This is a genomic window from Acinetobacter sp. ABJ_C1_1, from assembly GCF_044684115.1.
GTDB classification, from domain to species: domain Bacteria; phylum Pseudomonadota; class Gammaproteobacteria; order Pseudomonadales; family Moraxellaceae; genus Acinetobacter; species Acinetobacter nosocomialis_A.
Genome location: NZ_JBITPU010000002.1, coordinates 22,657 through 48,974, shown reverse-complemented (window position 1 = coordinate 48,974; position 26,318 = coordinate 22,657). Strand labels below are relative to the sequence as shown.

General features: G+C 39.6%; 26 protein-coding genes and 2 pseudogenes. 24 read left to right on the top strand and 4 right to left on the bottom strand.

Annotation, left to right across the window (positions count from 1 at the left end):
* Window positions 1–10 precede the first annotated feature (10 nt).
* Genes ACG59Z_RS04380 through ACG59Z_RS04370 form a run of 3 tightly spaced genes read left to right on the top strand, consistent with a single transcriptional unit; the run spans window position 11 to window position 4,567 of the window.
* The gene (locus tag ACG59Z_RS04380) at window positions 11–829 is read left to right on the top strand and encodes a 3'-5' exonuclease (protein WP_400198040.1); all 819 of its coding nucleotides are present in this window, start codon (window positions 11–13) and stop codon (window positions 827–829) included.
* A 9-nt stretch (window positions 830–838) separates the two neighbouring features.
* Window positions 839–2,230, top strand: a complete 1,392-nt coding sequence (gene rlmD / locus ACG59Z_RS04375) for a 23S rRNA (uracil(1939)-C(5))-methyltransferase RlmD (RefSeq protein WP_343568696.1) — start codon at window positions 839–841, stop codon at window positions 2,228–2,230.
* Window positions 2,231–2,260: 30 nt separating this feature from the next.
* Window positions 2,261–4,567, top strand: coding sequence for a bifunctional (p)ppGpp synthetase/guanosine-3',5'-bis(diphosphate) 3'-pyrophosphohydrolase (locus tag ACG59Z_RS04370; RefSeq protein ID WP_004698623.1), 2,307 nt, complete (start codon window positions 2,261–2,263; stop codon window positions 4,565–4,567).
* Between the two features lie 44 nt (window positions 4,568–4,611).
* Here the strand turns inward: ACG59Z_RS04370 and ACG59Z_RS04365 are convergent, their stop codons facing one another.
* Complete coding sequence (locus ACG59Z_RS04365; RefSeq protein ID WP_400198039.1) at window positions 4,612–5,385, bottom strand: SDR family oxidoreductase; 774 nt, start codon at window positions 5,383–5,385, stop codon at window positions 4,612–4,614.
* A 112-nt stretch (window positions 5,386–5,497) separates the two neighbouring features.
* Here ACG59Z_RS04365 and mazG point away from each other — a divergent pair, with 112 nt between their 5' ends.
* From mazG to yjgA, 9 genes are all read left to right on the top strand, one after another.
* Complete coding sequence (mazG, locus tag ACG59Z_RS04360) at window positions 5,498–6,304, top strand: nucleoside triphosphate pyrophosphohydrolase (RefSeq protein WP_263612946.1); 807 nt, start codon at window positions 5,498–5,500, stop codon at window positions 6,302–6,304.
* A complete protein-coding gene (locus tag ACG59Z_RS04355; RefSeq protein ID WP_400198038.1) occupies window positions 6,273–6,683 on the top strand; it encodes a ComEA family DNA-binding protein in 411 nt (136 codons plus the stop codon). The genes mazG and ACG59Z_RS04355 overlap by 32 nt, the downstream gene beginning before the upstream one ends.
* 125 nt (window positions 6,684–6,808) lie before the next feature.
* Window positions 6,809–8,272: a polynucleotide adenylyltransferase PcnB gene (gene pcnB, locus ACG59Z_RS04350; RefSeq protein ID WP_400198037.1), complete on the top strand. Its 1,464-nt coding sequence runs from the start codon at window positions 6,809–6,811 to the stop codon at window positions 8,270–8,272.
* A complete protein-coding gene (folK, locus tag ACG59Z_RS04345; RefSeq protein WP_400198036.1) occupies window positions 8,269–8,751 on the top strand; it encodes a 2-amino-4-hydroxy-6-hydroxymethyldihydropteridine diphosphokinase in 483 nt (160 codons plus the stop codon). Before pcnB ends, folK begins: the two co-directional genes overlap by 4 nt.
* 44 nt (window positions 8,752–8,795) lie before the next feature.
* The gene (gene panB, locus ACG59Z_RS04340; protein ID WP_032047472.1) at window positions 8,796–9,605 is read left to right on the top strand and encodes a 3-methyl-2-oxobutanoate hydroxymethyltransferase; all 810 of its coding nucleotides are present in this window, start codon (window positions 8,796–8,798) and stop codon (window positions 9,603–9,605) included.
* 3 nt (window positions 9,606–9,608) lie between these two features.
* A complete protein-coding gene (panC, locus tag ACG59Z_RS04335; RefSeq protein ID WP_400198035.1) occupies window positions 9,609–10,457 on the top strand; it encodes a pantoate--beta-alanine ligase in 849 nt (282 codons plus the stop codon).
* A 22-nt stretch (window positions 10,458–10,479) separates the two neighbouring features.
* Window positions 10,480–11,331 carry an RNase adapter RapZ gene (gene rapZ / locus ACG59Z_RS04330; RefSeq protein ID WP_042076255.1) on the top strand — a complete coding sequence of 284 codons (852 nt, stop codon included), beginning with the start codon at window positions 10,480–10,482 and terminating at the stop codon, window positions 11,329–11,331.
* On the top strand, window positions 11,328–11,597 hold the full coding sequence (locus ACG59Z_RS04325) for an HPr family phosphocarrier protein (RefSeq protein WP_019458135.1): 270 nt from the start codon (window positions 11,328–11,330) through the stop codon (window positions 11,595–11,597). The genes rapZ and ACG59Z_RS04325 overlap by 4 nt, the downstream gene beginning before the upstream one ends.
* A gap of 2 nt (window positions 11,598–11,599) precedes the next feature.
* Complete coding sequence (gene yjgA / locus ACG59Z_RS04320; protein WP_004883153.1) at window positions 11,600–12,136, top strand: ribosome biogenesis factor YjgA; 537 nt, start codon at window positions 11,600–11,602, stop codon at window positions 12,134–12,136.
* A gap of 60 nt (window positions 12,137–12,196) precedes the next feature.
* Here yjgA and ACG59Z_RS04315 read toward each other — a convergent pair whose 3' ends face one another.
* Window positions 12,197–13,825 carry an acyl-CoA synthetase gene (locus tag ACG59Z_RS04315; RefSeq protein WP_400198034.1) on the bottom strand — a complete coding sequence of 543 codons (1,629 nt, stop codon included), beginning with the start codon at window positions 13,823–13,825 and terminating at the stop codon, window positions 12,197–12,199.
* A gap of 412 nt (window positions 13,826–14,237) precedes the next feature.
* On the opposite strand from ACG59Z_RS04315, the gene thrS reads away from it, so the two are divergent.
* From thrS to ACG59Z_RS04295, 4 genes are all read left to right on the top strand, one after another.
* The gene (gene thrS / locus ACG59Z_RS04310) at window positions 14,238–16,160 is read left to right on the top strand and encodes a threonine--tRNA ligase (protein WP_400198033.1); all 1,923 of its coding nucleotides are present in this window, start codon (window positions 14,238–14,240) and stop codon (window positions 16,158–16,160) included.
* 5 nt (window positions 16,161–16,165) lie between these two features.
* Window positions 16,166–16,717, top strand: a complete 552-nt coding sequence (gene infC / locus ACG59Z_RS04305) for a translation initiation factor IF-3 (RefSeq protein WP_079377112.1) — start codon at window positions 16,166–16,168, stop codon at window positions 16,715–16,717.
* A gap of 205 nt (window positions 16,718–16,922) precedes the next feature.
* Window positions 16,923–17,543, top strand: a complete 621-nt coding sequence (locus ACG59Z_RS04300) for a glutathione S-transferase N-terminal domain-containing protein (RefSeq protein ID WP_002054551.1) — start codon at window positions 16,923–16,925, stop codon at window positions 17,541–17,543.
* 52 nt (window positions 17,544–17,595) lie between these two features.
* Window positions 17,596–18,024: a YqaA family protein gene (locus tag ACG59Z_RS04295; RefSeq protein ID WP_400198032.1), complete on the top strand. Its 429-nt coding sequence runs from the start codon at window positions 17,596–17,598 to the stop codon at window positions 18,022–18,024.
* 40 nt (window positions 18,025–18,064) lie between these two features.
* Here ACG59Z_RS04295 and nreB read toward each other — a convergent pair whose 3' ends face one another.
* Complete coding sequence (nreB, locus tag ACG59Z_RS04290) at window positions 18,065–19,315, bottom strand: nickel resistance MFS transporter NreB (protein ID WP_019456644.1); 1,251 nt, start codon at window positions 19,313–19,315, stop codon at window positions 18,065–18,067.
* A 129-nt stretch (window positions 19,316–19,444) separates the two neighbouring features.
* Between nreB and ACG59Z_RS04285 the strand changes: the two are divergent.
* The 5 genes and pseudogenes from ACG59Z_RS04285 to ACG59Z_RS04265 all read left to right on the top strand — a co-directional run.
* Window positions 19,445–19,552 (top strand): annotated as a pseudogene (locus ACG59Z_RS04285) (hypothetical protein); the annotation flags it as partial.
* 11 nt (window positions 19,553–19,563) lie between these two features.
* The gene (gene rpmI, locus ACG59Z_RS04280; RefSeq protein WP_002054552.1) at window positions 19,564–19,758 is read left to right on the top strand and encodes a 50S ribosomal protein L35; all 195 of its coding nucleotides are present in this window, start codon (window positions 19,564–19,566) and stop codon (window positions 19,756–19,758) included.
* Between the two features lie 11 nt (window positions 19,759–19,769).
* Window positions 19,770–20,129, top strand: a complete 360-nt coding sequence (rplT, locus tag ACG59Z_RS04275) for a 50S ribosomal protein L20 (protein ID WP_000124858.1) — start codon at window positions 19,770–19,772, stop codon at window positions 20,127–20,129.
* Between the two features lie 89 nt (window positions 20,130–20,218).
* Window positions 20,219–20,776 carry an NADAR family protein gene (locus tag ACG59Z_RS04270; protein ID WP_400198316.1) on the top strand — a complete coding sequence of 186 codons (558 nt, stop codon included), beginning with the start codon at window positions 20,219–20,221 and terminating at the stop codon, window positions 20,774–20,776.
* 57 nt (window positions 20,777–20,833) lie between these two features.
* Window positions 20,834–21,337 (top strand): annotated as a pseudogene (locus tag ACG59Z_RS04265) (GNAT family N-acetyltransferase).
* A gap of 6 nt (window positions 21,338–21,343) precedes the next feature.
* On the opposite strand, the gene ACG59Z_RS04260 reads toward ACG59Z_RS04265, so the two are convergent.
* Window positions 21,344–22,345: a hypothetical protein gene (locus tag ACG59Z_RS04260; RefSeq protein ID WP_400198031.1), complete on the bottom strand. Its 1,002-nt coding sequence runs from the start codon at window positions 22,343–22,345 to the stop codon at window positions 21,344–21,346.
* A 157-nt stretch (window positions 22,346–22,502) separates the two neighbouring features.
* Between ACG59Z_RS04260 and pheS the strand changes: the two genes are divergently transcribed.
* The 3 genes from pheS to ACG59Z_RS04245 are packed head-to-tail and all read left to right on the top strand — an operon-like array spanning window position 22,503 to window position 26,190.
* Window positions 22,503–23,483, top strand: a complete 981-nt coding sequence (gene pheS, locus ACG59Z_RS04255; RefSeq protein ID WP_002054514.1) for a phenylalanine--tRNA ligase subunit alpha — start codon at window positions 22,503–22,505, stop codon at window positions 23,481–23,483.
* Window positions 23,484–23,515: 32 nt separating this feature from the next.
* Complete coding sequence (gene pheT / locus ACG59Z_RS04250; RefSeq protein ID WP_400198030.1) at window positions 23,516–25,897, top strand: phenylalanine--tRNA ligase subunit beta; 2,382 nt, start codon at window positions 23,516–23,518, stop codon at window positions 25,895–25,897.
* Window positions 25,894–26,190 (top strand): integration host factor subunit alpha, encoded by a 297-nt coding sequence (locus ACG59Z_RS04245; protein WP_000126166.1) that lies wholly within the window; start codon window positions 25,894–25,896, stop codon window positions 26,188–26,190. Before pheT ends, ACG59Z_RS04245 begins: the two co-directional genes overlap by 4 nt.
* Window positions 26,191–26,318 lie beyond the last annotated feature (128 nt).

Below are 26,318 nucleotides of genomic sequence, written 5' to 3'. Positions count from 1 at the left end.
GAGAGAAAGAATGCGTTTCCCAACTTTAGTTTTTGACATTGAAACTTTAACTGATTTAAAAGCGGGAGCGCATTTATATCATCTTGATTTGCCAGAGGCAGATGTTGAACAGGCACTCACAAAAATCCGCCGCCAAGAATCAGGTATGGATTTTCAGCGTTTGCCATTGCATGAAATCGTTTGTATCTCTGGTTTATGGATTGATGAATCGGGGTTTAGACTGTTTTCTTTTAGTCGAGAGCACTATTCAGAAGCTGAAATTTTACAGAAATTTCTATCTATTTTTGACAAGCGCCATCCTACTTTGGTGAGTTGGAATGGCTCACAATTTGATTTGCCGGTTATTTTGTTCCGTGCCATGTATCATGGCCTTTCTGCACCGGGCTTGTTTGATCAAGGTGAGCTTGATAGCCAGAAACGTTTTAATAATTACCAAAACCGTTATCACCACCGTCATATTGATTTAATGGATGTGATGGCAATGTTTAATGGCCGTAATTTCCAGAAACTTGATGAGGTTGCCTGTATTTTAGGTTTACCAGGTAAACGTGGTGAATCGGGGTATCATGTTCCTGAATATGTACGTGCTCAGCAATGGTTAAAGTTAACCAGTTATTGTGAAGGTGATGTACTCAATACATGGTTTATTTATTTGCGTTGGTTGTTACTTAAAGGCCAAATTAATGTAGATGAACATAACCACTGGATTAGTTCCAGTATTGAATATTTACAGACTATGCCTCCACAGGCCGATTTTCTTGAAGTGTGGCAACATACCTCAAAACACACTGATTTTACGTCCCACTATTTTAATCCTTTAGATTTTTAGGTTCATTCTTTGAAACAGCAAGCCAAATCTCGCAAAGCTCAGCAACCTGAATATATTTTTCAGGTTGAAACTCTTTCTCATGAGGGGCGAGGAATTGCGCACTATGGTTCTCATCCAGATCATCCGGCAGATAAGCATGGTAAAAAGGTATTTATCCGTTATGCGTTGCCTGGAGAAACCGTAAAGGCTCAAATTACGCATGAGGCTAAACGCCTTGAAGAAGCTGAAATGATTGAGCTTTTAGCAGAACCTTCGCCAAATCGCGTAGAGGCAGTTTGTCCTCATTATGGTATTTGTGGTGGCTGTAGCATGCAGCACATCCATCCAGATGAGCAAATTCGCTTAAAGCAAAATGTACTTCAGTCACATTTGCAACACTTTGCAGGTATTCAACCTGAACAGTGGCTAGAGCCAATTCGATCTTTACAAAGTGATTATCGTCGTCGAGCGCGTATTGGTGTGCGTTATTTGCCAAAACCAGATCGTTTGATTCTAGGTTTCCGTGAGCATCATAGTAATCGTTTAACTTCTATCCATACATGTAGTGTTTTGGACAAAAAGTTATCAGATAGCCTGCCAGAATTGCGTACTTTACTCCAAAGTCTAAAAGGCAAAGCGCATATTGGTCATGTAGAATTAGCAAAAGGTGATGAGGAAACTTCTTTATTGGTTCGTCATGTAGAAAAATTAAACAGTTCTGATGTCAACCAATTAAGACAATTTGCGTTACACAAAGGCTGGCAATTGTATTTGCAACCTAAAGGTCCTGAAAGTCTTCGTCGTATTGATGAAGAGCAAGGCGCTATGCGGTTACATTATGCTTTAAATGCATTTGAGGTAAATTTTGCTTTTTCGCCATTGGATTTTACGCAGGTCAATGGCACAGTAAATGAACAAATGGTGCAATTGGCATGTGAATTGCTTCAATTGCAGCAGGGTGAAAGGGTACTGGATCTGTTTTGTGGATTAGGTAATTTTTCGCTTCCACTTGCACGATGTGTTGGTGCAAATGGACAAGTTGTTGGTGTGGAAGCAAGTGAAGAAATGGTGCAACGAGCAACGGATAATGCCAAGTGTAACAATCTGGTGCAAGCGAGCTTCTTTTCACAAGATTTAACAAAAGATTTTTCGCATCATTCTTGGGCAAATCAAGGATTTGATGCATTATTGATTGATCCTCCTCGTGCTGGTGCATATGAAATTATGCAGTATGTACCAAACTTTGGAGCAAAAAGAATCGTTTATGTATCATGTAATCCAGCAACACTCGCAAGGGATGCGGGTGTTTTGGCTCAACATGGGTACCAGTTAAAAAAAGCAGCGGTTATGGACATGTTTACGCACACAGAACATGTTGAATCAATTGCTTTATTTGAAAAAATTCAAGAGATAAACGATTAAAAACATGAGTTACATATCCAGGAGAATGGTATGGTCACAGTACGTGAACAGTTACCTGAACAACTAACTGAGTTGTCAGAGGAAACGACTGTAGAGCATGCCGCCGAAACACAAGTCGGTTTAGCCTCATGGTTGGATCGGGTTCGTGAAATATTAGATGGGGCAGAGCTTAAACAACTCGAAGAGGTTGCGCATTTAACCCTGCAAAAAGAGTTAGATTCAACGGTTAATCATCGTTCCAATACATTTGCTACTGGTGTTGGGATGGCTGATATTCTTGCGCATTTACATGTAGATGAAGACACTTTATCTGCTGCGATGCTTTATCGTAGTGTTCGTGAGGACATTACTGATATAGAAGAAGTGAGGCGCAAATTTGGTGAGCAAGTCTATAACCTTGTCAAAGGCACTTTGGCAATGGGTAAGCTTTCAGAGCTCATTGAAAAAAATAAACGATTAGAAGACCATTTTAATAATAACCAGCGGGAACATTTAAGCGGCATTTATAAAATGTTGATTTCTGTGACCGAAGATGTTCGTGTTGTTTTAATTAAGTTAGCTGAGCGTACTTATTCTTTACGTGAGTTGGCGAACTCGTCACGTGAGCGTCAAGAGCGTGTCGCGCGTGAAATTCTAACTATTTATTCTCCATTAGCGCATCGTTTGGGTATTGCACAGCTTAAGTGGGAACTAGAAGATTTAGCTTTCCGCTATTTGGCACCAGACCGTTATAAAGAGATTGCTTCTTTACTCAATGAAAAGCGTCTTGAGCGCGAACACTATATTCAGTTCGTGATTGATCGCTTAAAGAATGAGTTGGCGTCTTACGGTATTGAAGCTGAAATTACAGGTCGAGCAAAACACATTTATTCGATTTATCGAAAAATGAAGAGCAAAAACCTGAGTTTCGATCAGCTTTATGATATTCGTGCCTTACGTGTATTGGTCAATAGCGTACCAGAGTGTTATCACTCATTAGGTATTGTTCATCAAATTTGGCGTCATATTCCACACCAGTTTGATGACTATATTACCAATCCAAAAGCCAATGGTTATCGCTCATTACATACTGCTGTAATTGCTGAAAATAAATCTTTAGAGGTACAAATCCGTACTCATGAGATGCATGATGAAGCAGAATTAGGTGTGTGTTCGCATTTTAACTATAAAGAAGGCTCAAAAAATACCGACCATTCTTTTAACCATCGTTTACATTCGCTTCGTGCTGTTTTGGAACATTACCAAGAACGTAATGAAACCACAGTACATCAAAATGAAGACGAGACAGAAGGCTTTGATCAACTTCAAGACTTTGAAGGTTTTGAAAAGATTTATGTTTTCAGCCGTGATGGTGATATTAAAGAATTACCACGTGGATCAACTGTTTTAGACTTCGCTTATCATGTACACACAGAGGTAGGGAATAAATGTTATGCAGCGCGTGTTAACCAGCGCTACGTGCCATTAACCTATACGTTAAAAACAGGTGAGCAGGTTGAGATTTTAACCAAGAAAGACCGTGAACCAAACCGTGACTGGTTGGTGAACTCTTTAGGTTATATCAAGACATCTCGTGCACGTGACAAGCTACGTCACTGGTTCAGACAGCAAGATCGTAGTAAGAATCTTGAAGTTGGTCGTGAGTTATTGAACAAAGAATTGTCTCGATTGGCGATTCACCCTAAGAGTATCGATCTTAACGACTACTCATCGCATTTCAATGTGAAAACAGGCGATGATATTTTGGTTAATCTGGTTAGCGGCGATATAAGCCTACATGCCTTGATTAACCAGATTAATCGTCAAATGCATCTGGATCAGGATGAGCCTGAACTGGTGCTTAAGCCAACATTAAACCCACGTGCCAGCCATACTTTGTCTGCACATGGTATTTTGATTGATGGTTTAGACAACGTAGAGCTACATATTGCACAGTGTTGCCAACCAGTCCATGGCGAATCAATTGCTGGCTATATCACATTGAACCGTGGTGTAAGTATTCACAAAGTCTTGTGTTCTGATTATCAACGTATGATCAAGCAAGAGCCAGAACGTGCTGTTGAAGCCGATTGGGAAATGCAGCCAACTCGTGGTCAAAGTGTTCAAATTGTAGTTGAAGCTTATGATCGTCGTGGTTTGCTCAAAGACTTAACTCAAGTGATTTTCTCTGACCAGATTAATATCCGTCAGGTGAATACAATTTCTGAGGCTGATGGTATTGCCAATATGAAGTTGCTCATTGAGGTCAAAGGTTTGGCTCAGCTTTCACGCTTATTGGCTCGTTTAGAGCAACAACCTGGAATTATTAGCGCACGACGCATGATTCAAGGTGTTTAATTAGATTGAAAAAAGGCCGTCAATTGACGGCCTTTTTTTATAAGCTACTTTCTTGATAAGTAAATATTTGTCAGGCGATTTAAAAACTGTGGGCTTATGGTTGAGAGTTGATAAAGCAGTTTAGTTTTTATACCAACTGGAGTGTGAGTCGGGGTCCAGAAATGAGCTTTTTTCTCAACAAGAGAAAGCACTTGTTGGGCAATATCATTAGGCGTTAAATCGACTCCCATGTTTTGAATACTGCCCGCATTCATATTGTTGACCATCGCAGTTTGTACAAATAAAGGCATCACATCTAAAACACGAATGCCGTATTTTTTCCATTCCACATCTAAACCTTCAGTAATTCCTCTCACTGCAAATTTACTGGCTGAATAAGAAATAAGGTCAGCTTGCCCGTAAATTGCAGAAGCTGAAGAGAGATTAATGACGCGTGCAAAAGAAGCTTGCTTTAAATAAGGAAGTGCAGCATGGCAGCCATTGATGACGCCGTTTACATTAATATTGATTGTTCTTTGATGTGACTTGATATCGATATTTTCAAAGGCTCCGGAATATAAAATCCCTGCGTTATTTACTAAAATGTTAAGCTCGCCAGCCCAGTCGATAAATTCTTTTAATATAAGTTGCCATTGGCTGTAATCACTAACATCTAAATAGCCAGCGCATGCATTAGGTCCTAACTCTGTTGCTAAGCTTTGAGCAAGTGATTCGTTAATATCATAAATGCCTACTTTATATCCTTGGTTGTAAAATACTCGCGCAATTTCTGCTCCAATACCTTGAGCTGCGCCACTAATCAGAATGCTATGTTTCATCTTTTTTTCTCTTTATCGTTACAATAGGATGAATGATTTGCCGCTTTAATTTTGATCATAGCAAATTAAGATTTTAAATTTACTGACCGACTTTTTGAACTTGAGGGTTACCATGGATAAATTGCTTAAAATTATGCAAGAGCTACGTGAAAAATGTCCGTGGGATCAACAGCAAACTCCAATGTCATTGACTAAATATGCAATTGAAGAAGCATATGAAGTCGAAGCTGCTATCCGTCAGGGTGATATTGATGAAATTCGAAATGAGTTGGGTGATTTGTTACTACAAGTTGTATTCCAATCACAAATGTTTAGTGAGCAAGGGGCGTTCAATTTTCAAGATGTAGTTGAGGCAATTAGTGAAAAATTGGTAAGACGTCATCCACATGTTTTTCAAGCTGATCAATTTAATAACTTAACACCCGAACAAGTCAGTGAGTTATGGAAACAAATTAAACAACAAGAAAAGCAAGGTAAGCCGCAATCAAGATTAGATGAAATTAAACATGGGCCAGCACTGTCTCAAGCACAGGAAATTCAAAAAAATGTCGCAAAAGTCGGGTTCGATTTTGAAACAGTAGAAGATGCTTATACAAAACTAGAAGAAGAACTAGATGAGTTTAAAGAAGCGCTAAAAAATCAAAATATTGATGAAATTCAAGATGAATTTGGCGATTGTCTGTTTTCATTGGTCAATGTAGGACGTAAACTTAACATTTCAAGTGAAACTTCACTTTTATCAACCATACATAAATTTAGAAGTCGTTTTGCTTTTATTGAAGAGCAAGCCATAAAACAGCAAAGAACATTAGAAGACATGACCTTGTCCGAGATGGATGAATTGTGGAATCAAGCAAAACGACAATTACAATCAGGGGAAAAACGACATGCGATACAGCATGAGACTTTGGAAAAATAAGTGTTTTATTTTACTGATGTTGTACTTAGGGGTAATTTCGCCTTCGGTTTTTGCTCAATCTTTTGACCAGAACTTTCTAGAATGGAAGGCTAAACAGCAGATGTACGACCAAAAGTTAAACGTCTCTAAGCCTTCTCATTCTTATGGTTCTAAAAATTCTTATACTAAGAGTTCTAATGACTCTACAGGGCAAATTCACTTGAATCAGGCCACTGTAAATGAGTTTCAGCAGTTAAAAGGCGTCGGTGAGAAAAAGGCGCAAGCGATTGTAGAATATAGACAGAAGAACGGAAGTTTTAAAAATATTGACGAAATTAAAAACGTCAAAGGAATAGGACCAGCTATTTTTGAAAAAAATAAATCACGTTTAGCCTTATAAAAGTTGTGTTCGTCAATTATCATTTCCTGCGCAATCTAAAGAGAATCAAATTGCCCTTTGTGTGTGTTAGAGCTATGATTAGCGACAACTTGTTATTTACGTCCTGACGTAGGAGACAGCGTCTTTTGCAAACCTTGCGAGCGTCAAAATGTGGTTTGTCCACAGCCCAACTTCCTTCTTCGATTTTAGATGTGATCGATAGTCTGAACAAAGCAGGCTATGAAGCTTATATTGTTGGGGGTGGTGTCCGTGATTTAATGCTAGGACTCAATCCTAAAGATTTCGATGCAGTCACCAATGCAACACCTTCTCAAATTAAAGAAGTTTTTGGTCGTCGATGCCGAATTATTGGCCGTCGATTTGAATTAGCACATGTCTATTCAGGGCGTGAGCTAATCGAAGTTGCTACTTTCCGTGCTCCTCCTAAAAAAGCAGTCACCAATGCTTCAGGCATGATTTTGCGTGACAATAATTGGGGAACCATTGAACAGGACTTTGCTCGACGCGATTTTTCTATCAATACGCTTTACTACCAACCACGTAAAGGTATTGTGCTCGATTTTTGTAAAGCAATTGATGATGTCAAAAATAAGACTTTGCGTTTATTGGGTGATCCTGTACAACGTTTTGAAGAAGATCCGGTGCGTATGCTACGGACGTTACGTTTTGCAGCGAAGTTAAACTTTAAAATTGATCCAGCGATTCTCGATATTTTTGATGTTGAGATGACGCAGTTGCTTCGCGATGTTTCTCCACACCGTTTATACGATGAGTCTCAGAAGCTTTTCACAATGGGTCATTTGGCACGTGTATTACCAATGCTGATTGAATTTGGCGTGTGGAAACAGCTTTTTGCTGATATTCGCCCAGATCTGACGCCATTTATTCAACGTGCTGCAAAAAATACAGATCAGCGTATTCAAATTGGTAAAACCATTAACCCTGCATTTTTCTATGCAGTTTTATTGTGGCAGCCATTTTTAGAACGTTGTGACTTTTATTTAACGAAAGGTGTAGTTCCAGCTGAAGCTCGTGCCCAAGCTGGTTTAGATGTTTTAAAACGTCAAGCCACGCGTACAGTCATTCCTCGTTTTGCCGAAACTTTTATTCGTGAAGTTTGGGAAATGCAAACTCGATTGCTTAATCCAAAGCCACAGCAAATTGAAGCATTGGCAAGCCATGCGCGTTTCCGTGCAGGCTTTGACTTCTTATTACTTCGTGAAAAGTCAGGTGATGACACCACACAAGGAATGGGAAGCTGGTGGGATGCTTACCAAGAAATGTCAAATGACGAAAAAGAAGCTGCGATTAGCCAATATAATCGTCAAAAAGCGAAAAGTCGTCGTAAGGTTGCTGCTGAACCTGTTGAAAACAATAGAGTTGATGCAGAAATTGAGCCTTTGGTGGATGTTCCAGAGCCTCGAAGCCGTCGTGGCAAGAAAGAACGTGCACGACAAGAGCAGTCTGTTGACCGTTTTATGGAAAAATCTTCCACATCACAAACCAATATGACGAGCGATCACCCAATCTTAAAGCGTAAGCGGGTACAACGTGATTTGAGCCAAGTTATTTTTGGGCCTACACAATGACAGTAACCACATATATTGGCTTAGGAAGTAACCTAGGTGACTCACGCCAAATTTTGTCTGAAGCGATAGCCAAGCTTAAATCTATTGGTAAAGTGAAGGTATCCAAACTGTACCAAAGCCCACCGATGGGTCCTCAAGATCAACCGAATTATCTAAATGCAGTTGCTCAGCTAAAAACTGAGTTACTTCCGCTTGACTTACTCGACCATTTACAGCGTTTTGAACAGGAAGCTGGGCGAGTGAGACTCCGTCATTGGGGGGAGCGAACTTTAGATCTTGATCTGCTGATTTATGGCAATGAAAAAATACAAAATGAGCGCTTAACTGTGCCGCATGTAGGAATACTGCAACGAGATTTTGTTGTGATTCCCTTATTAGATTTAGACGCTGATTTACATATCGATGATCAGCCACTTAAGAATTTAGAACTCTTACAGCAGCCAACGCTGACTGTACTTGCTGATGAGTCTTGGGCTTAAAGCCGACTTATTACGTTCTGCAAACTCCTGTAGAGGATACCATCATGATTAGTCTAAGTGACTTAAGAAAATTTAAAGCCGAAGGACGTAAGTTCTCTTGTCTAACTTGTTACGATGCAAGTATGGCAAAAGCAATGGAACTTGCTGAAATTGATACTATCTTAATTGGTGATTCTCTTGGAATGGCAATTCAAGGTCGTGACTCAACTTTACCTGTAACTGTTGAAGACATGGCTTATCATACAGCGGCGGTGCGCCGTGGTAATCAGCATGCATTGATTATGACTGATCTACCATTTATGAGTTATGCCACTTTAAACGATGCTTTGCAGAATGCGAAAACAGTTATGCAAGCTGGTGCCCAGATGATCAAAATCGAAGGTGGTGCATGGCTAAGTGAAACCGTACAAGTGTTAACACGTAATGGTGTACCTGTATGCGTACATTTAGGTTTAACACCTCAGTCTGTACATGTATTTGGTGGCTACAAACTACAAGCTAGGACCCGTGAAGCTGCTGATCAACTTATTGCTGACTGTACGGCTGTAGTTGAAGCGGGCGCGGCAGTATTATTACTTGAATGCGTTCCTGCACAATTAGGTCAAGAAATTGCAGAGTTATTCCCGAATACTCCTGTAATTGGTATTGGGGCGGGTAATGCGACTGATGGTCAGGTACTTGTAGTACAAGACATGTTAGGTTTGACGTTTGGCAAGGTTGCACGTTTTGTGCGTAACTTTATGAAAGAACAATCTGGTGAAACAGCAATTTTAGATGCTTTTAAAGCTTTTCACGCTGCTGTACAGGACCAGTCGTTCCCAGCCAAAGAACATACTTTCCAAGTTGAGCTGTAATTCATGAAAACAGAAACCACTATACAAGGCTTAGCTGCTTCTTTAAATCCTGCTAGAGCTGCACGTAAAATCATTGGTTTTGTCCCAACTATGGGAAATCTACATGAAGGACATCTAACACTTGTTCGTGAAGCGAAAAAGTTATGTGATGTTGTGGTTGTGAGTATCTTTGTGAACCCGACCCAATTTGGTCCAGGTGAAGATTTTGATAACTATCCACGTACTTTAGAGCAGGACAGTCGTCTACTTGCTGATGTTGGTTGTGATATTATTTTTGCACCTTCAGTTGAGCAAATGTACGGTACACAACCTCGTTTAACTAACATTAGTGTTAGTCAAATTACGGATGACTTATGCGGTAGTTCACGTCCGGGACACTTTGATGGTGTGGCACTGGTTGTCACAAAACTCTTTAATATTGTGCAACCGAATTATGCTTTCTTTGGTCAAAAAGATTACCAACAGTTGGCAGTGATTCGCCAGTTTGTACAAGACTTAAATATTCCATTAGAAGTGATTGGCGTGCCCATTGTTCGTGCGGCAGATGGTTTAGCGCTTAGTTCAAGAAATGGTTATTTGACTTCTGAACAACGTCAAACTGCACCAGTCATCTATCAAGGTCTAAAGCAAGCTGAAGAGCAATTACACCAAGGTAAAGATTTACAACAAGTCTTGGTAGATTTAAAAACGCTGTTGACAGACAATGGTTTTGTTGTGGATTATGTGGAAGCTCGTCAGCCGAACTTGTTAGCTGTTTCTCAGTTTGATCGCGATATTGTGTTGTTTGTCGCGGCTAAATTGGGCGCAACACGTTTAATTGATAATTTACAAGTTGCCTTTACACCTCAATAATACATAAAAGGACAGCCATGCCATGAAGCGTATACTTATCGTGACAGGACAGTCTGGTTCAGGAAAATCTTCAGCTCTTCAGGTATTAGAAGATTTGGGCTATTACTGTATTGATAATTTACCTTTGGCATTGCTGCCTGAAATTGTGGCAAAGCTAGATCATGAAAATAATCTTGAGCAACTGGCTTTAGGTGTAGATGTCCGAAGTACACGGGCTGATATGCAAGAGTTCGACCATGTTTTTGAGCAATTACAAAAACATGGTACGGTTGATGTGATTTATCTGACGACACAAGATCAGGATTTGATTGCACGATTTAGTGCTTCGCGTCGTCCACATCCGTTGGCGAACCGTTTCAAAAGCCTTTTACAATGTATCCATGAAGAAAAGCAGTTACTGATTCCAATTCAGTTCCGCGCTACCGTTCATATTGATACTACCGATAAAAGTGTTCATGATTTAAAACATATTTTGCTGTCGAAATTAGGGCAGTCAGATAATCTGATTGTTATATTGCAGTCATTTGGTTATAAACATGGCATTCCTTTAGATGCCGACTATGTTTTTGACGTACGGCATTTACCAAATCCGCATTGGGATTTAGAATTACGCCGCTTTTCTGGTTTAGACGAGCCAGTTAAGCAGTTTTTAGAAGCAAGTCCACAAGCAAACGAAATGTTTGAGGACATACATCACTTCTTAAAAAAATGGTTGCCGGCATTTGCTGAAGGGCATCGTCACTATATGACGGTTTCAATAGGTTGCACAGGCGGCCAGCATCGTTCAGTTTATATGGTAGATAGACTAAAACAAGCACTTGAGGCAGAATGGTCTGTTCAGGTCTTACACAGAGAAATGAAGCACTGGTCATGATAGACACAACTGTTGATGTAATTAATAAACTCGGTTTACATGCACGTGCATCAGGAAAACTGATAGAGGTCACTACGAAGTTTCGTTCATCAATTCAGATTGGTAAGGGCGATCATTTAGTAGATGCAAAGAATATTATGTCGTTACTGATGTTGGGTGCAGGAAAAGGGACCACTTTACGTTTGGTCATTGATGGCGCTGACGAAGAACAGGCATTAAATGAAGTACAGGCGTTATTCGCCGCAAAATTTTATGAGGCAGATTAATCGTGGCACGTCGTCCCCAGCGTTATACTGAAGAAGATTTTGATTCTTTAGAAGGACGTGCAAGTAAAACCGAACAGAAAAAAGCAGTTCAACGTATGGCTGCTTTAGGTGAGCAGTTAGCACAACTTTCTATCAAACAGATTCAAAAACTTCCGGTTGATGAGCGTTTAATTGATGCTCTTTTAGAAGTTCAGAATATTAGCTCGTTTGAAGCGCGTCGTCGCCAGTTTCAGCGTGTTGGTAAACTCTTGCGTAATGAAGATGAGACCGTCATTTTATCTTATTTGACTCCTCAACAAGGCGCGAAAAAACAAGCTCAATTGATGCGTTGGGTAGATCGTATGATCGAGCAGGGCGACCCTGCAATTAATGAGTTTAGTAAAATCTATAATGCATCTGAACGTCATACTTTGCGTCAGCATGTGTTAAGAATTAACCGTGATAAAACTCAGCAAGTTGCGGAAGCAGATCTTGAAGCATCTAAAGGTAAGTTTATTAACTACGTGCAGCAAGTCGCTTTATTGTCAGATCAAGGTTAATACCGTTTTAACTAAAAAAAAGCGACGTTAGATACGTCGCTTTTTTATTTCCGATATTGTTTAAACGCGTTCTTTTGCCCATTCACGCAAAATGAATTTTTGCAATTTGCCTGTTGCGGTTTTTGGTATTTCAGTAATCACTACATCTTTGGGAACTTTAAAGCGCGCCAGTTCTTTTTGACAATGTGCAATAATTTCTTCAGGAGTCACTGTAGCACCCGTTTTTAATTCAATAAATGCACATGGTACTTCTTGCCAACGTTCATCAGGTTTTGCCACAACAGCCGCCGTTAAAACTGCTGGATGTTTATATAAAACGTCTTCCACCTCTAAAGATGAGATATTTTCTCCACCTGAAATAATAATATCTTTGGAGCGGTCAGTGATTTTTGCATAGCCATCTGGGTGGCAAACAGCTAAATCTCCTGTGTGGAACCAACCACCAGCGAAAGCTTCTTCAGTTGCCTTAGGATTTTTTAAATATCCCTTCATGACAATGTTGCCACGGAACATAATTTCTCCCATGGTTTCGCCATCATTTGGAACAGGCTGCATCGTTTCAGGGTCTAGTACGCGCATACTGTCTTGTAAAGGATAAGGCACGCCCTGACGAGAATGCAGTTGTGCTTGTTCAGTAATTGACAGGTCGCTCCATCCTGCTTGAGATGCGCAAAGTGCAGATGGTCCATAGGTTTCAGTTAAACCGTAAACATGGTTGACATTAATTCCAATATTTCGCATACCTTCAATCACAGCGACAGGTGGAGCAGCACCTGCCACCATAACTTCAACATGATGTTCTATGCTTAACTGTTTTTCTTTTGGTAAGTTAATAATCATGGATAGAACAATTGGCGCACCACAGAAGTAATCAACCTTATGTTTTGCAATAAGCTGCATCACCAGTTCAGGATCGACCTTGCGTAGGCAAATATTGGTGCCACCACTGGCTGCAATACTCCATGCAAAGCACCAACCGTTACAATGGAACAGAGGAAGTGTCCATAAATAAACAGCTCGAGGTTTCATGCCACAGGCTAAAATATTACTAGCCGCATTTAAATAAGCACCTCGGTGATGATAAACCACGCCCTTAGGGTTGCCTGTTGTGCCGGAAGTGTAATTTAAGCTAATTGCATCCCATTCATCTTGTGGTAAATGCCATTCGAAATCAGTATCACCTTGAGCTATCCATTCTTCATATTCAAACGAACCAAGAAATTGGTTTTCACCCTCATATTCTTCATCAGCGACATCAATCACAATAATATGTTGGTTGGGAATGAACGATAGAGCTTCTCTGGCTAAATTAACAAACTCAGGATCAACTAAAAGTACTTTAGTCTCAGCGTGCTCCAGCATGAAGGCGATAGTTTTAGCATCTAAACGAGTATTTAGTGTATTAAGAACAGCACCAGCCATAGGTACAGCAAAATGTGCTTCGATCATTGCTGGTACATTTGGCAATAAAACTGAAACGGTATCGTTTTTAGTTATGCCTAATTGTTGAAGTTGAGAAGCAAACTGTCGGCAGCGCTGGTAAGTTTCTTTCCATGAAATCTGACGGTTGCCATGAATGATAGACGCTTGGTCTGGATAGATATAAGCTGCACGTTCTAAATAGCGCAGAGGGGATAACGCAACAAAGTTTGCGGGTGTGCGTGGTAATTCATCGTATGCACTAACCATGTGAAATAACTCCATGTTCTATTTTTTAATTCATTCTTTGAAAATATGACTTAATATTAATCAAAGCATTAATGCTTTAGTCTTAAACAGAAATACCCCTCAGTCAGGAAATGAGCACAAATGCTATTTTCAACATCTTAAAACAGTTCTGATGAATAATTATCCTATTTATGTATTTCTTAAAATTTAGGTAGAGCACTTATTAAAGTCACTTATTGCTGTTTACCGTATAAGCAAAATGTATTTATGATTTTATGAGTACAAAGGTTTTCACTTGGCTTGAACAAGTGTAAAATCTTTCAGGTTTTTTAATTTTGATTTACACCGTTTTTATATTTTGAGGCTTGCCTCGATCATAATCTCGCGGTGAAATGCTCCTTCGTATAGGGCATCACTCCTTAAGGATTTTTCTATGCCAATTATCACATTGCCAAATGGCGATCAAAAGAGTTTTGATCACCCTGTATCTGTTATGGAAGTCGCTCAAAGTATTGGGCCTGGTTTAGCAAAAAATACTGTTGCTGGACGAGTAAATGATCGCTTAGTTGATGCATGTGACTTAATTACCGAAGACTCGACCTTACAAATTATCACTCCAAAAGATGAAGAAGGTCTTGAGATCATTCGCCACTCTTGTGCACACCTTGTAGGGCATGCAGTAAAGCAACTTTTCCCTGAAGCAAAGATGGTGATTGGTCCAGTCATCGAAGAAGGTTTCTATTACGACATCTGGATGCCACGTCCATTTACATTAGACGATATGGCAGCAATCGAAGAGCGTATGAAAAAGCTCATCGATCAAGATTACGATGTTGTTAAAAAAATGACTCCACGTGATGAAGTTATTGCTGAATTTACTGCTCGTGGTGAAGAATACAAATTACGCTTGATTGCAGACATGCCTGAAGAAACACAAATGGGCTTGTACTACCATCAAGATTATTTAGATATGTGTCGTGGTCCTCACGTACCGAATACAAAATTCTTAAAATCATTCAAGCTCACTAAAATCTCTGGTGCTTACTGGCGTGGTGATGCGAAGAATGAACAGCTTCAACGTATTTACGGTACTGCTTGGGCTGATAAAAAGCAGTTAGCAGCTTATATCAAGCGTATTGAAGAAGCTGAAAAGCGTGACCACCGTAAAATTGGTAAAGCATTAGACTTGTTCCATATGCAAGAAGAAGCACCGGGTATGGTGTTTTGGCATGCAAATGGTTGGACTATTTATCAAGTACTAGAGCAGTACATGCGTAAAGTTCAGCAAGATAATGGTTACCAAGAAATTAAAACTCCACAAATCGTAGACTTTACGCTTTGGGAGAAATCTGGTCACGCAGCAAACTATGCAGAAAACATGTTTACGACTCATTCAGAAAGTCGTAATTATGCTGTAAAACCAATGAACTGTCCTTGTCACGTTCAAGTGTTCAACCAAGGATTAAAATCTTACCGTGATTTACCAATTCGTTTAGCGGAGTTTGGTTCTTGTCACCGTAATGAACCATCTGGTTCTTTACACGGTATTATGCGTGTTCGTGGCTTTACACAAGATGATGCACATATCTTCTGTACCAAAGAACAGATCGGTAAAGAAGTTGCAGACTTTATTAAACTCACTTTAGATGTTTATAAAGACTTTGGCTTTGAAGAAGTTCAAATGAAGTTATCTACTCGCCCAGAAAAGCGTGTAGGTGATGACGCACTTTGGGATTTGGCTGAAAAATCTTTAGCAGATGCTTTAGATGAAGCTGGCCTTAAATGGGAATTGCAGCCGGGTGAAGGCGCATTCTATGGTCCAAAGATTGAGTTCTCTTTAAAAGACTGTCTTGGTCGTGTATGGCAATGTGGTACCATTCAGTGTGACTTCAACTTGCCAGTTCGTTTAGACGCTTCTTATGTAACTGAAGAAAACGAACGTGATCAGCCTGTAATGTTGCACCGTGCAATTCTTGGTAGTTTTGAGCGTTTTATTGGTATACTAATTGAACACTACGCTGGTTTTATGCCACCTTGGTTGTCACCTGTACAAGCATGTGTCATGAACATTACCGACTCTCAAGCGGAAGCAAGTGAGCAAGTTGTGGCAAAACTCAAGGAAAATGGCCTTCGCGCTATTTCTGACTTGAGAAATGAAAAAATCGGATTTAAGATTCGTGAGCGTACTCTAGAGCGCATTCCTTACCTGTTAGTTCTTGGTGATCGAGAAGTTGAAGAAGGTACAGTGAATGTACGTACTCGCTCAGGAAAAAATTTAGGTACTATGTCAGTGGATGCTTTCATTGACTTAGTGAAATCTGCCGTCGCCGAACGTGGCCGGTATATTGTGGAGTAAGAAAGATTAAACAGCCTGACCGTAACCAACAACAAGGTGCAAAGAGTAACCGTCCAGCAATTAACGATGAGATCCGTGCAAAAGAAGTACGCCTCGTCGCTGCTGATGGTGAGCAAAAAGGAATTGTTTCATTAAATGAAGCACTGCGTGCTGCTGAGGATGCAGATCTTGACCTTGTTGAGATTGTCGCAAACGCTGAGCCGCCTGTTTGTAAAATCATGGATTACAACAAGCACTTGTTTGACCTGAAACAGAAGCAAAAAGATGCCAAGAAAAAACAGCATCAAGTGCAAGTGAAGGAAATCAAACTACGCCCAGCAACTGATGTAGGTGATTATCAAGTTAAGCTTCGTGCTATTTTGAAGTTCCTTGAAGAAGGTAACAAAGTCAAAATCACCTTACGTTTCCGTGGTCGTGAAATGGCTCACCAACAACTTGGTTTAGCTCAATTGCAAAAGATTGAAGCAGACGTAGCTGAGTTTGGTATTGTAGAGCAAGCTCCGAAAATGGAAGGTCGACAAATGGGTATGTTGCTTGGACCGAAAAAGAAAAAGTAATACTCAAAAAAAGCACTGCAAAAGCAGTGCTTTTTTTTGCCTATCATTTTATGGTTTAGTTCCTTTAAAGTGCGATTTAATAACTTTTTAAACCAAACTTATTCTCAAATTTTATGTATTTTTTGGTGTTGGAGATATCATTGTATTAGCCAAAACATGATATAACGCAAGACGCAGTCATGATAACGATGAATAGGAAAATAGAATGATTGATCTATATTATTGGGGAACACCCAATGGACATAAAATCACAATTGCCTTAGAAGAAATGGGACTGGATTACACCCTTTATCCAATTAATATTTTAGAAAATGATCAATTTCAACCAGATTTCCTGAAAATTTCCCCAAACAATAAAATTCCTGCAATTGTCGATCAGGACGGTCCACGTGGTGAGCCAATTTCAGTATTTGAATCAGGCGCGATCTTGCAATATTTAGGTCGAAAAACTGGCTTATTCTATCCAACAGATGAACAAGAGCGAGTTGAAGTTGAACAATGGCTCATGTGGCAAATGGGTGGACTAGGGCCTATGCTTGGGCAGAATCATCATTTTAACCGCTTTGCGCCAGAGAAAATTCCTTATGCAATTGAACGTTATGTGAATGAAACTAAGCGTTTATATGGTGTATTGAATAAACAGCTCATTGGTCAGAAGTTTGTTGCAGGGGAATACTCAATTGCTGATATGGCAATTTTACCTTGGATCCTGCGCTATGAATGGCAGGGTATTCAATTAGAGGACTACCCATATGTGCAAGAATACATTGTCCGTTTAACAGCACGTCCTGCGGTGCAAAAAGCTTTATCAATTAAAGTCATCTAATTTTGCTTGGTAGCACAATGAATAAAGTGAAAGGTAGTTTGGTTTAATTAGAATGCTAAGTTACTTTTTACTTTTTTTGAGTGCTTTTGGGGCGGCTACATTATTACCGCTACAATCAGAAGCTGTACTCGCTGCTTTATTATTAAAAAATCAATATTCCGCTTTTCTTCTCATTTCAATTGCTACTTTCGGAAATGTACTCGGTTCATGTGTGAACTGGTGGTTAGGTTTAAAAATAGAACAGTTTAAACATAAAAAATGGTTCCCAGTTTCTGAAAAACGTCTAGAACAAGCTCAACGTTTTTATCATAAGTATGGCTTTTATTCGCTGCTTTTAAGTTGGACACCTGTGATTGGTGATCCAATTACTTTGGTTGCTGGCTTATTCAAAGAAGATTTTTGGCGCTTCTTATTTATGGTTCTTATTGCTAAGGCTGCGCGTTATATTTTTATTTATTGGGTAATTACAGACTTCATTTAAAGTAAAAGCATCCGAAGATGCTTTTACTAAAAGGATTTAATTAGTCTTCTGAGCTTTTAGTAATATCGACTTTAAATAGGTCATTGGTTTTTAGCCAACAGAAGGTGACCACTGCAAGCGTCATGCAACCGCCAAAAATAGTTGCTGCAATAGTTCCCAAATATTTAGCTGCCAAGCCTGATTCAAATGCACCCAGCTCATTACTGGATGAAACAAACATTCCATTTACAGCTGCAACGCGACCACGCATATTTTCTGGTGGGAAAATTTGCAAAATGGTTTGTCTAACCACAACTGAAATACTGTCACAAGCACCTGTCATGGCCAGTGCAAATAGGGACAACCACATATTGTTTGAGAAAGCGAAAAGGATCGTGAATACACCAAAACCAGCAACTGCAAGTAGCATGTTACGCCATGCGTGTTGAGTTGGAGGAAAACGGGTCAAAGCAATCATGGTAATGAGGGCACCAATAGATGGTGCTGCACGTAGATAACCTAAGCCTTCTGGCCCTACTTTTAAAATATCTTCTGCAAAGATAGGCAGTAGGGCAATCACACCTCCAAATAAAACAGAGGCAAGGTCTAAAGAAATAGCCCAGAGAACTATTTTGGTTTTCCAAATAAAGCGGAAACCATCACCTAAGCTTTCTAATACATTGGTAGTTTCAATTTTAGGAAAGCTTCGTTTTTGTAATAAATTAATGAGAATAAAACAGATGCTGAGTAGGGCTGCAACACTAAAAAGACTGGTTTCTCTGCCTAAGTAAGCAAGCATAAACCCACCTAGCATAGGCCCAATAATCACGCCACTTTGCCAACCAATCGTTGTCCATGTTGCGCCATTGGCATAAAGCTCACGTGGAATTAAGAATGGTTTCAATGATGTAGCAGAGGGATTATAAAACCCACGTATGGTACCTAAGCCAAAAATAACAGCATAAATACCCCAAGAAAGGAAATTTACGCTGATATGACCTAAACCATGCAGATGGAACAGCAACCACAAAACTAAAGGTAGAGGCACTGAGAAAAATAAACAGATTTTCATAATGACCTGTTTATTAAACTTATCAGCAAAATAGCCACCCCAAAGGGATAGAGCAATAAATGGAATGGCTTCTGCGAGACCAATTAAGCCTAAAGTTAGAGGGTCTTTGGTAATTTGATAAAGTGAATAAGCAACAATAATTTCTTGAATCAAAATTGCTAACGTTAAGCAAAATTGATTAATGGTAACAATAGAGAAATCTCTATAGCGCAGTGCAGCGAATGCATCATGTTTCTGCATTTGAAATATCGTATGTTGATAATTTGAACATATTATAGAGCTAAATAAACCATGATGCTGAATTTATTAGCAATGACCAACCTCTAAACAAACAATATAAATTTTTAATTTGTTAAGGCATCAATCCAAAAAAATGTTACGAGTAGTTTTAATTTTAGTCAGCATGCTATAAAATACGCGCTTCCTTACCTGCAGGTCGATTTTGCAATGGTGCAATCGCGCCGAACAGGTGCCTAAAAGAGGTTACTATGGCTAAGTTAAAAACTCGCCGTGGTGCAGCTAAACGCTTCAAAGCGACTGCAAACGGTTTTAAGCGTAAACAAGCGTTCAAGCGCCACATCTTGACCAAAAAATCTGCTAAACGTATCCGTCAATTACGCGGCTGTGTAATGGTTCATGTTTCTGACATGAATTCAGTTCGTCGTATGTGCCCATACATCTAAGGAGATTATAAATGGCTCGTGTAAAACGTGGTGTAGTGGCTCATCGTCGTCACAAAAAAATTCTTGCTCGCGCTAAAGGTTACTATGGTGCTCGTTCACGCGTTTACCGCGTAGCGTTCCAAGCGGTAATCAAAGCTGGTCAATACGCTTACCGTGACCGCCGTCAAAAGAAACGTCAATTCCGTGCTCTATGGATTGCGCGTATCAATGCTGGTGCTCGTCAAAACGGTTTGTCTTACAGCCGTATGATCGATGGCTTGAAAAAAGCTCAAGTGATCATCGACCGTCGCGTATTAGCTGACATCGCTATGCATGATGCAGTAGCATTTGCTGCTTTAGCTGAAAAAGCTAAAGGCGCATTAGCTGCATAAGCTTAGAGATTCAAAGAAAGGCCGCTTTTTAGCGGTCTTTTTTATTTTAGGGTTCTATTTTTAAAAGAGAAAATAATTAGAGATAAATGATGAAAGACGAAAAATTTCTAAATGATTTAATTCAAAAAGTACAGCAAGGTCACCAATTCAAATATTTGTATTTCTGGGGGCATACTCCTAAGCAAGCTGATTTTATTGATAAAAGCTGTTTTAGCCAGTGGTTTCCTGCGCAATTTGAAATTGAGGGTGTTGAGTACTTTACTGCTGAGCACTATATGATGGCGCAAAAAGCAAAATTATTTAATGATGAAGAAATTTTTGCACAGATTTTGCAGGTTAAACATCCGAATGAAGCAAAGCAACTCGGCCGTAAAGTACGTAATTATGATGAACAGATATGGCGAGAAAAACGTTTTGACATAGTGGTGCAGGCGAATTTTGCCAAATTCTCACAGCATCCTGAGTTGAAGAAGTTCTTATTAGCCACAAAAGACCGTATTTTGGTTGAAGCATCTCCAGTCGATAAAATTTGGGGTATTGGTATGGCGCAAGATCATCCACATGTCAGAGATCCATCTCTATGGCAAGGACTAAATTTGTTGGGTTTTGCCTTAATGCATGTTCGAGAGCTGCTTTTAACTGAGTAGGTTGGTGTGAGGCTATCAATGCTTCGCTCTAAAAAGTAATGACGTGAGGGGAGTGAATTGAAACCATTAAATGACACAGATATTCGTATAGCATCATTTAAGGATGCATTATCTATTGCAGAAGTACATGTGCAAGGTTGAAAGGAAACCTATGCCGGTATGGTTAAACAAGAAATATTAGATGAGCTTAACGTACTAGATAAAGAACAGTTGTGGAAAGAGATAAGCAGAAGTCCTGATCATAAGTTATTTATCTATACTGAAAATGGAGTAGTAAAAGGCTTTCTCGATGGTTATTTAAATCCAGAAAATAATGTTGCTGAAATTCTTGCTTTTTATCTTTTAAGAGAAGTTCAAAAGTAAGGCATAGGCCGTGAGTTATTTCAAAAGTTCTATCAATGCGCTTTAAATCAAGGTTGTGCTTTTATTCGTTTAGAGGTTTTTAATAAAAATCCGAGTCGCTTCTTCTATGAAAAAATGGGAGCAAAGTTAATTGATGAGGCCGAACTACCAGAGTTCGGCCTCGGAATAACAGAATTACTTTATCAATGGGAACTTTAATCTTGATTAAAGACCAAAATAATAAGCTAAGGCACAAATAATGATGGTTAGAACAATAAGCTTGATTACACCTGTTCCTCCAGCCTTATGGTGAGGTGCTTTTAAATGGGTTGTAGACTCATTCGTTGCATCAAAAGGAGAGGGTTTCTCAACAGGCTTTAATTGAGCTGTTTGATAGTGATTTGCTGCTTTCACAATCAGTTTTGCAAATAGGTCGTCAGTTTTGTGGGTAAAATTTCTTAAGTTAATAATTTGTTCTTGGTCTAAGTCTTCCCCTAAAGGATCATTTGCGGTGCGTTTCTTCTGCTCTAAATAATCTGATAAAGCCTGAGTGCGGTAGAGGAGTTGATGTGCACAATCAGCTGGGTAGTTTTCAGGAATAAGAGCAAGAGTCGGTTGATGATCTACCGAAATTTGATGTGTTGACCCATCAAAATATTTTTTCAGAAATTCTGGTTCTTCAAAACCTGCTGCATACTTACTTCGAAATAACTCAGTTTCCATAAAGTCAGCAATTTCATCCCATTGAGGTGCTTTTAAGTCAGCATCAACTTTCTTAGATAGTTTTTCGTTCAGTTCAAAACGCCAAAAAGTTTCTAAGCGTAAATCACTACGCTGATTTAAAGGCGCTTCAAATTCATTATCGCTGCTGTACCATTCGGCAAGCTCATGCCCAAAAATCCATGCGATTTTTTTATTGTTTTGATGGCTCACAATAAAATGGGTATAAGGTAAAAGTTCTACATTATTATTTGGATTTTGCTCTTCATTTAAGATTGTTGATAAGTGAAGAGAGATCTGGGTTGTTCCCTGTTTTTTGAGTGCTTCTAACCAAACTTGGAAATGTTGAGCAAGTAAATGCTGTGAAATTAAGTCACGAAACTGAAAACTATGTTGGTCAAAAATATGATGTTGTCGCCATTGGTTGAAGCTTAAATTCTGGCGAAGGTATTCATTACCGTAGGTCACAAGTGTAAGTTGTTGTTTCCAAATCTGATTGAGCGCCATAATAATTGATCTCATTGACGATAGTATTATTTTATACGTTTTATCTTTTTGTTGCCTAATACATTTTTCATGATGGATAAACTTCATCAATACGGTGAAAAACTGTTAGAATGCAGTGTTTTATTATATTTTTAAATTTGTTGCTTTGAGAGTTAATATGTCACTGGAAGCCCTGACCACAGAAGCGCTTGCTGCCATTGCAGCAGCTCAAGACCTTGTTGCACTTGATCAGGTGCGTGTGCAATTTACAGGGAAAAAAAGCCAGCTTGCAGAACAATCGAAAGCATTAGGGAAAATGGACCCTGAAGAACGTAAAGTACAAGGTGCTGCGATTCATGCTGTTCGAGAAACAATTAATAGCGCTTTAACTGAGCGTCAAACGGCATTACAACAAGCTGCGCTAGCGCAAAAACTAGCAAATGAGACCATTGATATTACTTTGCCAGGCCGTGGACAGCGCATTGGTACAGTTCATCCTGTTACTCAAGTGCAAGAACGTATTTGCCAGTTCTTTACTAAAGCTGGTTTTACGGTTGCAACAGGACCAGAAGTTGAGGATGACTATCATAACTTTGAAGCATTAAATATTCCTGGGCACCATCCTGCACGAGCTATGCACGATACTTTCTATTTCGATGCAAACCATTTGTTGCGTACGCATACTTCTGGTGTGCAAATTCGTACCATGGAAACAAGTCAGCCGCCAATTCGTATTGTATGTCCTGGCCGTGTATACCGCTGTGACTCAGACCAAACGCATTCGCCAATGTTCCATCAAATCGAAGGCTTGTACGTTGCTGAGAACACCAGCTTTGCTGAATTAAAAGGTTTATTAATTAACCTACTGAATGAATTTTTTGAGAAAGATTTAAAAGTACGTTTCCGCCCATCATATTTCCCATTTACAGAGCCTAGTGCAGAAGTGGATATCATGGATGAGCGTGGACGTTGGTTAGAAGTATTAGGCTGTGGCATGGTACATCCAAATGTACTACGTGCTGCGGGTATTGATCCTGATAAATACAAAGGCTTTGCTTTTGGTTTAGGGGTAGAGCGTTTTGCAATGTTGCGTTATGGCATTAATGACTTGCGTATGTTCTATCAAAATGATGTGCGTTTCTTACGCCAATTTGCCTAACATTTTTTCAGGATTAAATAAGGTTTATAAAGATGAAGATTAGCGAAAATTGGTTACGCACATGGGTTAACCCAGCCATTGATAGTGATACATTATCTGATCAGTTGACTATGCTTGGTCTTGAGGTAGATGAACTAGCACCTGTTGCTAAGCCATTTACTGGAGTTGTGGTTGGTGAAGTTTTAACAGTTGAACAACATCCAGATGCAGACCGTCTACGTGTCACAACAGTGAATATTGGTTCAGGTGAACCTCTGCAAATTGTATGTGGTGCTCCTAACGTTCGTATTGGAATGAAAGCACCTGTGGCAACTATTGGCGCAGTATTACCAGGCGATTTTAAAATCAAAAAAGGTAAGCTTCGTGGTGTCGAGTCACAAGGTATGTTGTGCGGTGCTTCTGAAATCGACCTTGAAGATAAAATCGATGGTTTACTTGAATTACCTGCCGATGCTCCAGTAGGGGTAAACATTCGTGAATATTTGAAACTTGATGATAACGTCATCGATATCAGTATTACACCAAACCGTGGTGACTGTTTCAGTATCCGTGGTATCGCACGTGAGATTGCGGTAATCAACCAACTGCAAATGAATGAGCCTGAAATCAAATCAGTTGATGCGACAATCACTGATGAGAAAAAAGTAGTGATTAGCACGGATGGTGCTCCACGCTACTTAGGACGTGTAGTTAAAAACGTGAATGTAAAAGCTGCGACCCCAGAGTGGATGGAACAAGCTTTAGCACGTTCAGGAATTCGTACTCACAGTATTTTGGTTGATGTAACGAACTATGTCCTCATGGAATTCGGCCAGCCAATGCATGCTTTCGATTTAGCTAAAATCGAAGGAACTGTACACGTTCGCCAAGCTAAGCCACAAGAAAAGTTGCAACTCTTGAATGATCAAGAAGTTGAGTTGCAAGAAGATGTGATGGTTATTGCAGATGATCAGAAAGCACTAGCAATCGCTGGTATTATGGGCGGTCTAGCATCAAGTGTAACTGATGATACAGCTGATATCTTCTTGGAGAGCGCATTCTTCGCTCCACTTGCGATTGCTGGGCGTGCTCGCCGTTTTGGTTTACATACAGATTCTTCGCAACGTTATGAACGCGGTGTAGATTTTGAATTGCCATTAATTGCGATGAATCGTGCTTCTGAGCTCATTCAAGAATTAGCGGGTGGTGAGTTTGGTCCTATCACTGTGGCTGAAAAAACTGATTTACTTCCAAAACGTGAAGCTATTGAACTTAAGCAAGCTCAAGTAGACCAATTATTGGGATATCAAGTTGCTGCTGATTTCATTACAGATGCTTTAACTCGACTAGGGTGTAAAGTAACTGTTAAAGCTGAAGGTGAGTGGAGCGTAGTTCCACCATCACATCGTTACGATATGGCAATTTATCAAGATTTGATTGAAGAAGTTGCACGTATTGATGGGTATGACAATATTCAGATTAGCTTACCAAGTATGGATGTTCAGCTTGCTAAGTATCAAGATCGTTTTGAAATTGCTCAACTACGCCAAACAGTAGTCACTTTGGGTTACCAAGAAGCAATCAGCTTTAGCTTTGCTGATGCAAAACTTGAAAAGCAATTAAATCCACAGGTAAATCCACTCATGCTAGCAAATCCAATTTCAAGTGATTTGGCTGCAATGCGTAGCACTTTGCTTTCTAGTTTAATTCCTTGTGTACAATATAATTTAAACCGTCAACAAAGCCGTGTGCGTTTCTTTGAGCTAGGTTTGCGTTTTGATTATCAAAATGCCGCTTCTATTCAAGACTTAAAGCAAATCCCGACATTAGCGTTAATTGCTGTAGGCTCTCGTGAACCAGAATCATGGCATGCTAAGCCACAGCCAATGGATTTCTTCGATTTCAAAGGTGAAGTAGAAGAAGTTTTAGCTGCTGGACGTGTCAAAGTTGAATATGTTCGTTCAGAGCGTACTTGGTTACATCCGGGACAGTCAGCTGAAATTTTAGTTGATGGTAAATCAATTGGTTACCTAGGCCGTTTGCACCCATCTTTAGAAAATGAGCTCGATTTGAGCACAACTTGGGTTGCTGAGCTTGATCAGGCAGCAGTTTTGCAATCTTATGTATCTAATTTTACAGAATTATCACGTTTTCCTTCGGTTAGACGTGATATTGCGCTTTTAATCTCTGATAATATAAATGTTAGAGATATTCAGCAGTTAATCGAAAAAACTGGTGGAGAGCTTTTAGACTCTACTTGGTTATTCGATGTGTATACGGGGCAGGGTGTCGAAGAAAGTAAGCGCTCATTAGCGTTTGCATTATTATGGCAACATCCTTCACGTACGCTTGAAGATGCTGAAATTAAATCTGGTATGGACAATATAATCCAAGTGTTGGAAAACACTTATCAAGCGACATTGAGGGCCTCATGACAGCACTAACTAAAGCAGACATGGCTGATCATTTAAGTGAGTTAACCAGCTTAAATCGCCGTGAAGCAAAACAAATGGTCGAGTTGTTCTTTGACGAAATTAGCCAAGCGCTTATCGCGGGTGAACAGGTTAAGCTTTCTGGTTTTGGTAATTTCGAACTTAGAGATAAACGCGAGCGTCCAGGACGTAATCCAAAAACAGGCGAAGAAATTCCGATTTCTGCACGCCGTGTAGTGACCTTTAGAGCGGGTCAGAAATTTAGACAACGCGTTGGAAATGAGCAGATCGATTGATCTGCTTTTTTTTATATTTGTGTTTGGTTCTAATTGGTTTTGAATGAATCGTATTTAAGCCTAGAGAACTGTGTATCGATATATCAGATGCTTTTGTAATGAATTTATAAAATTTTAAGCATAAAAAA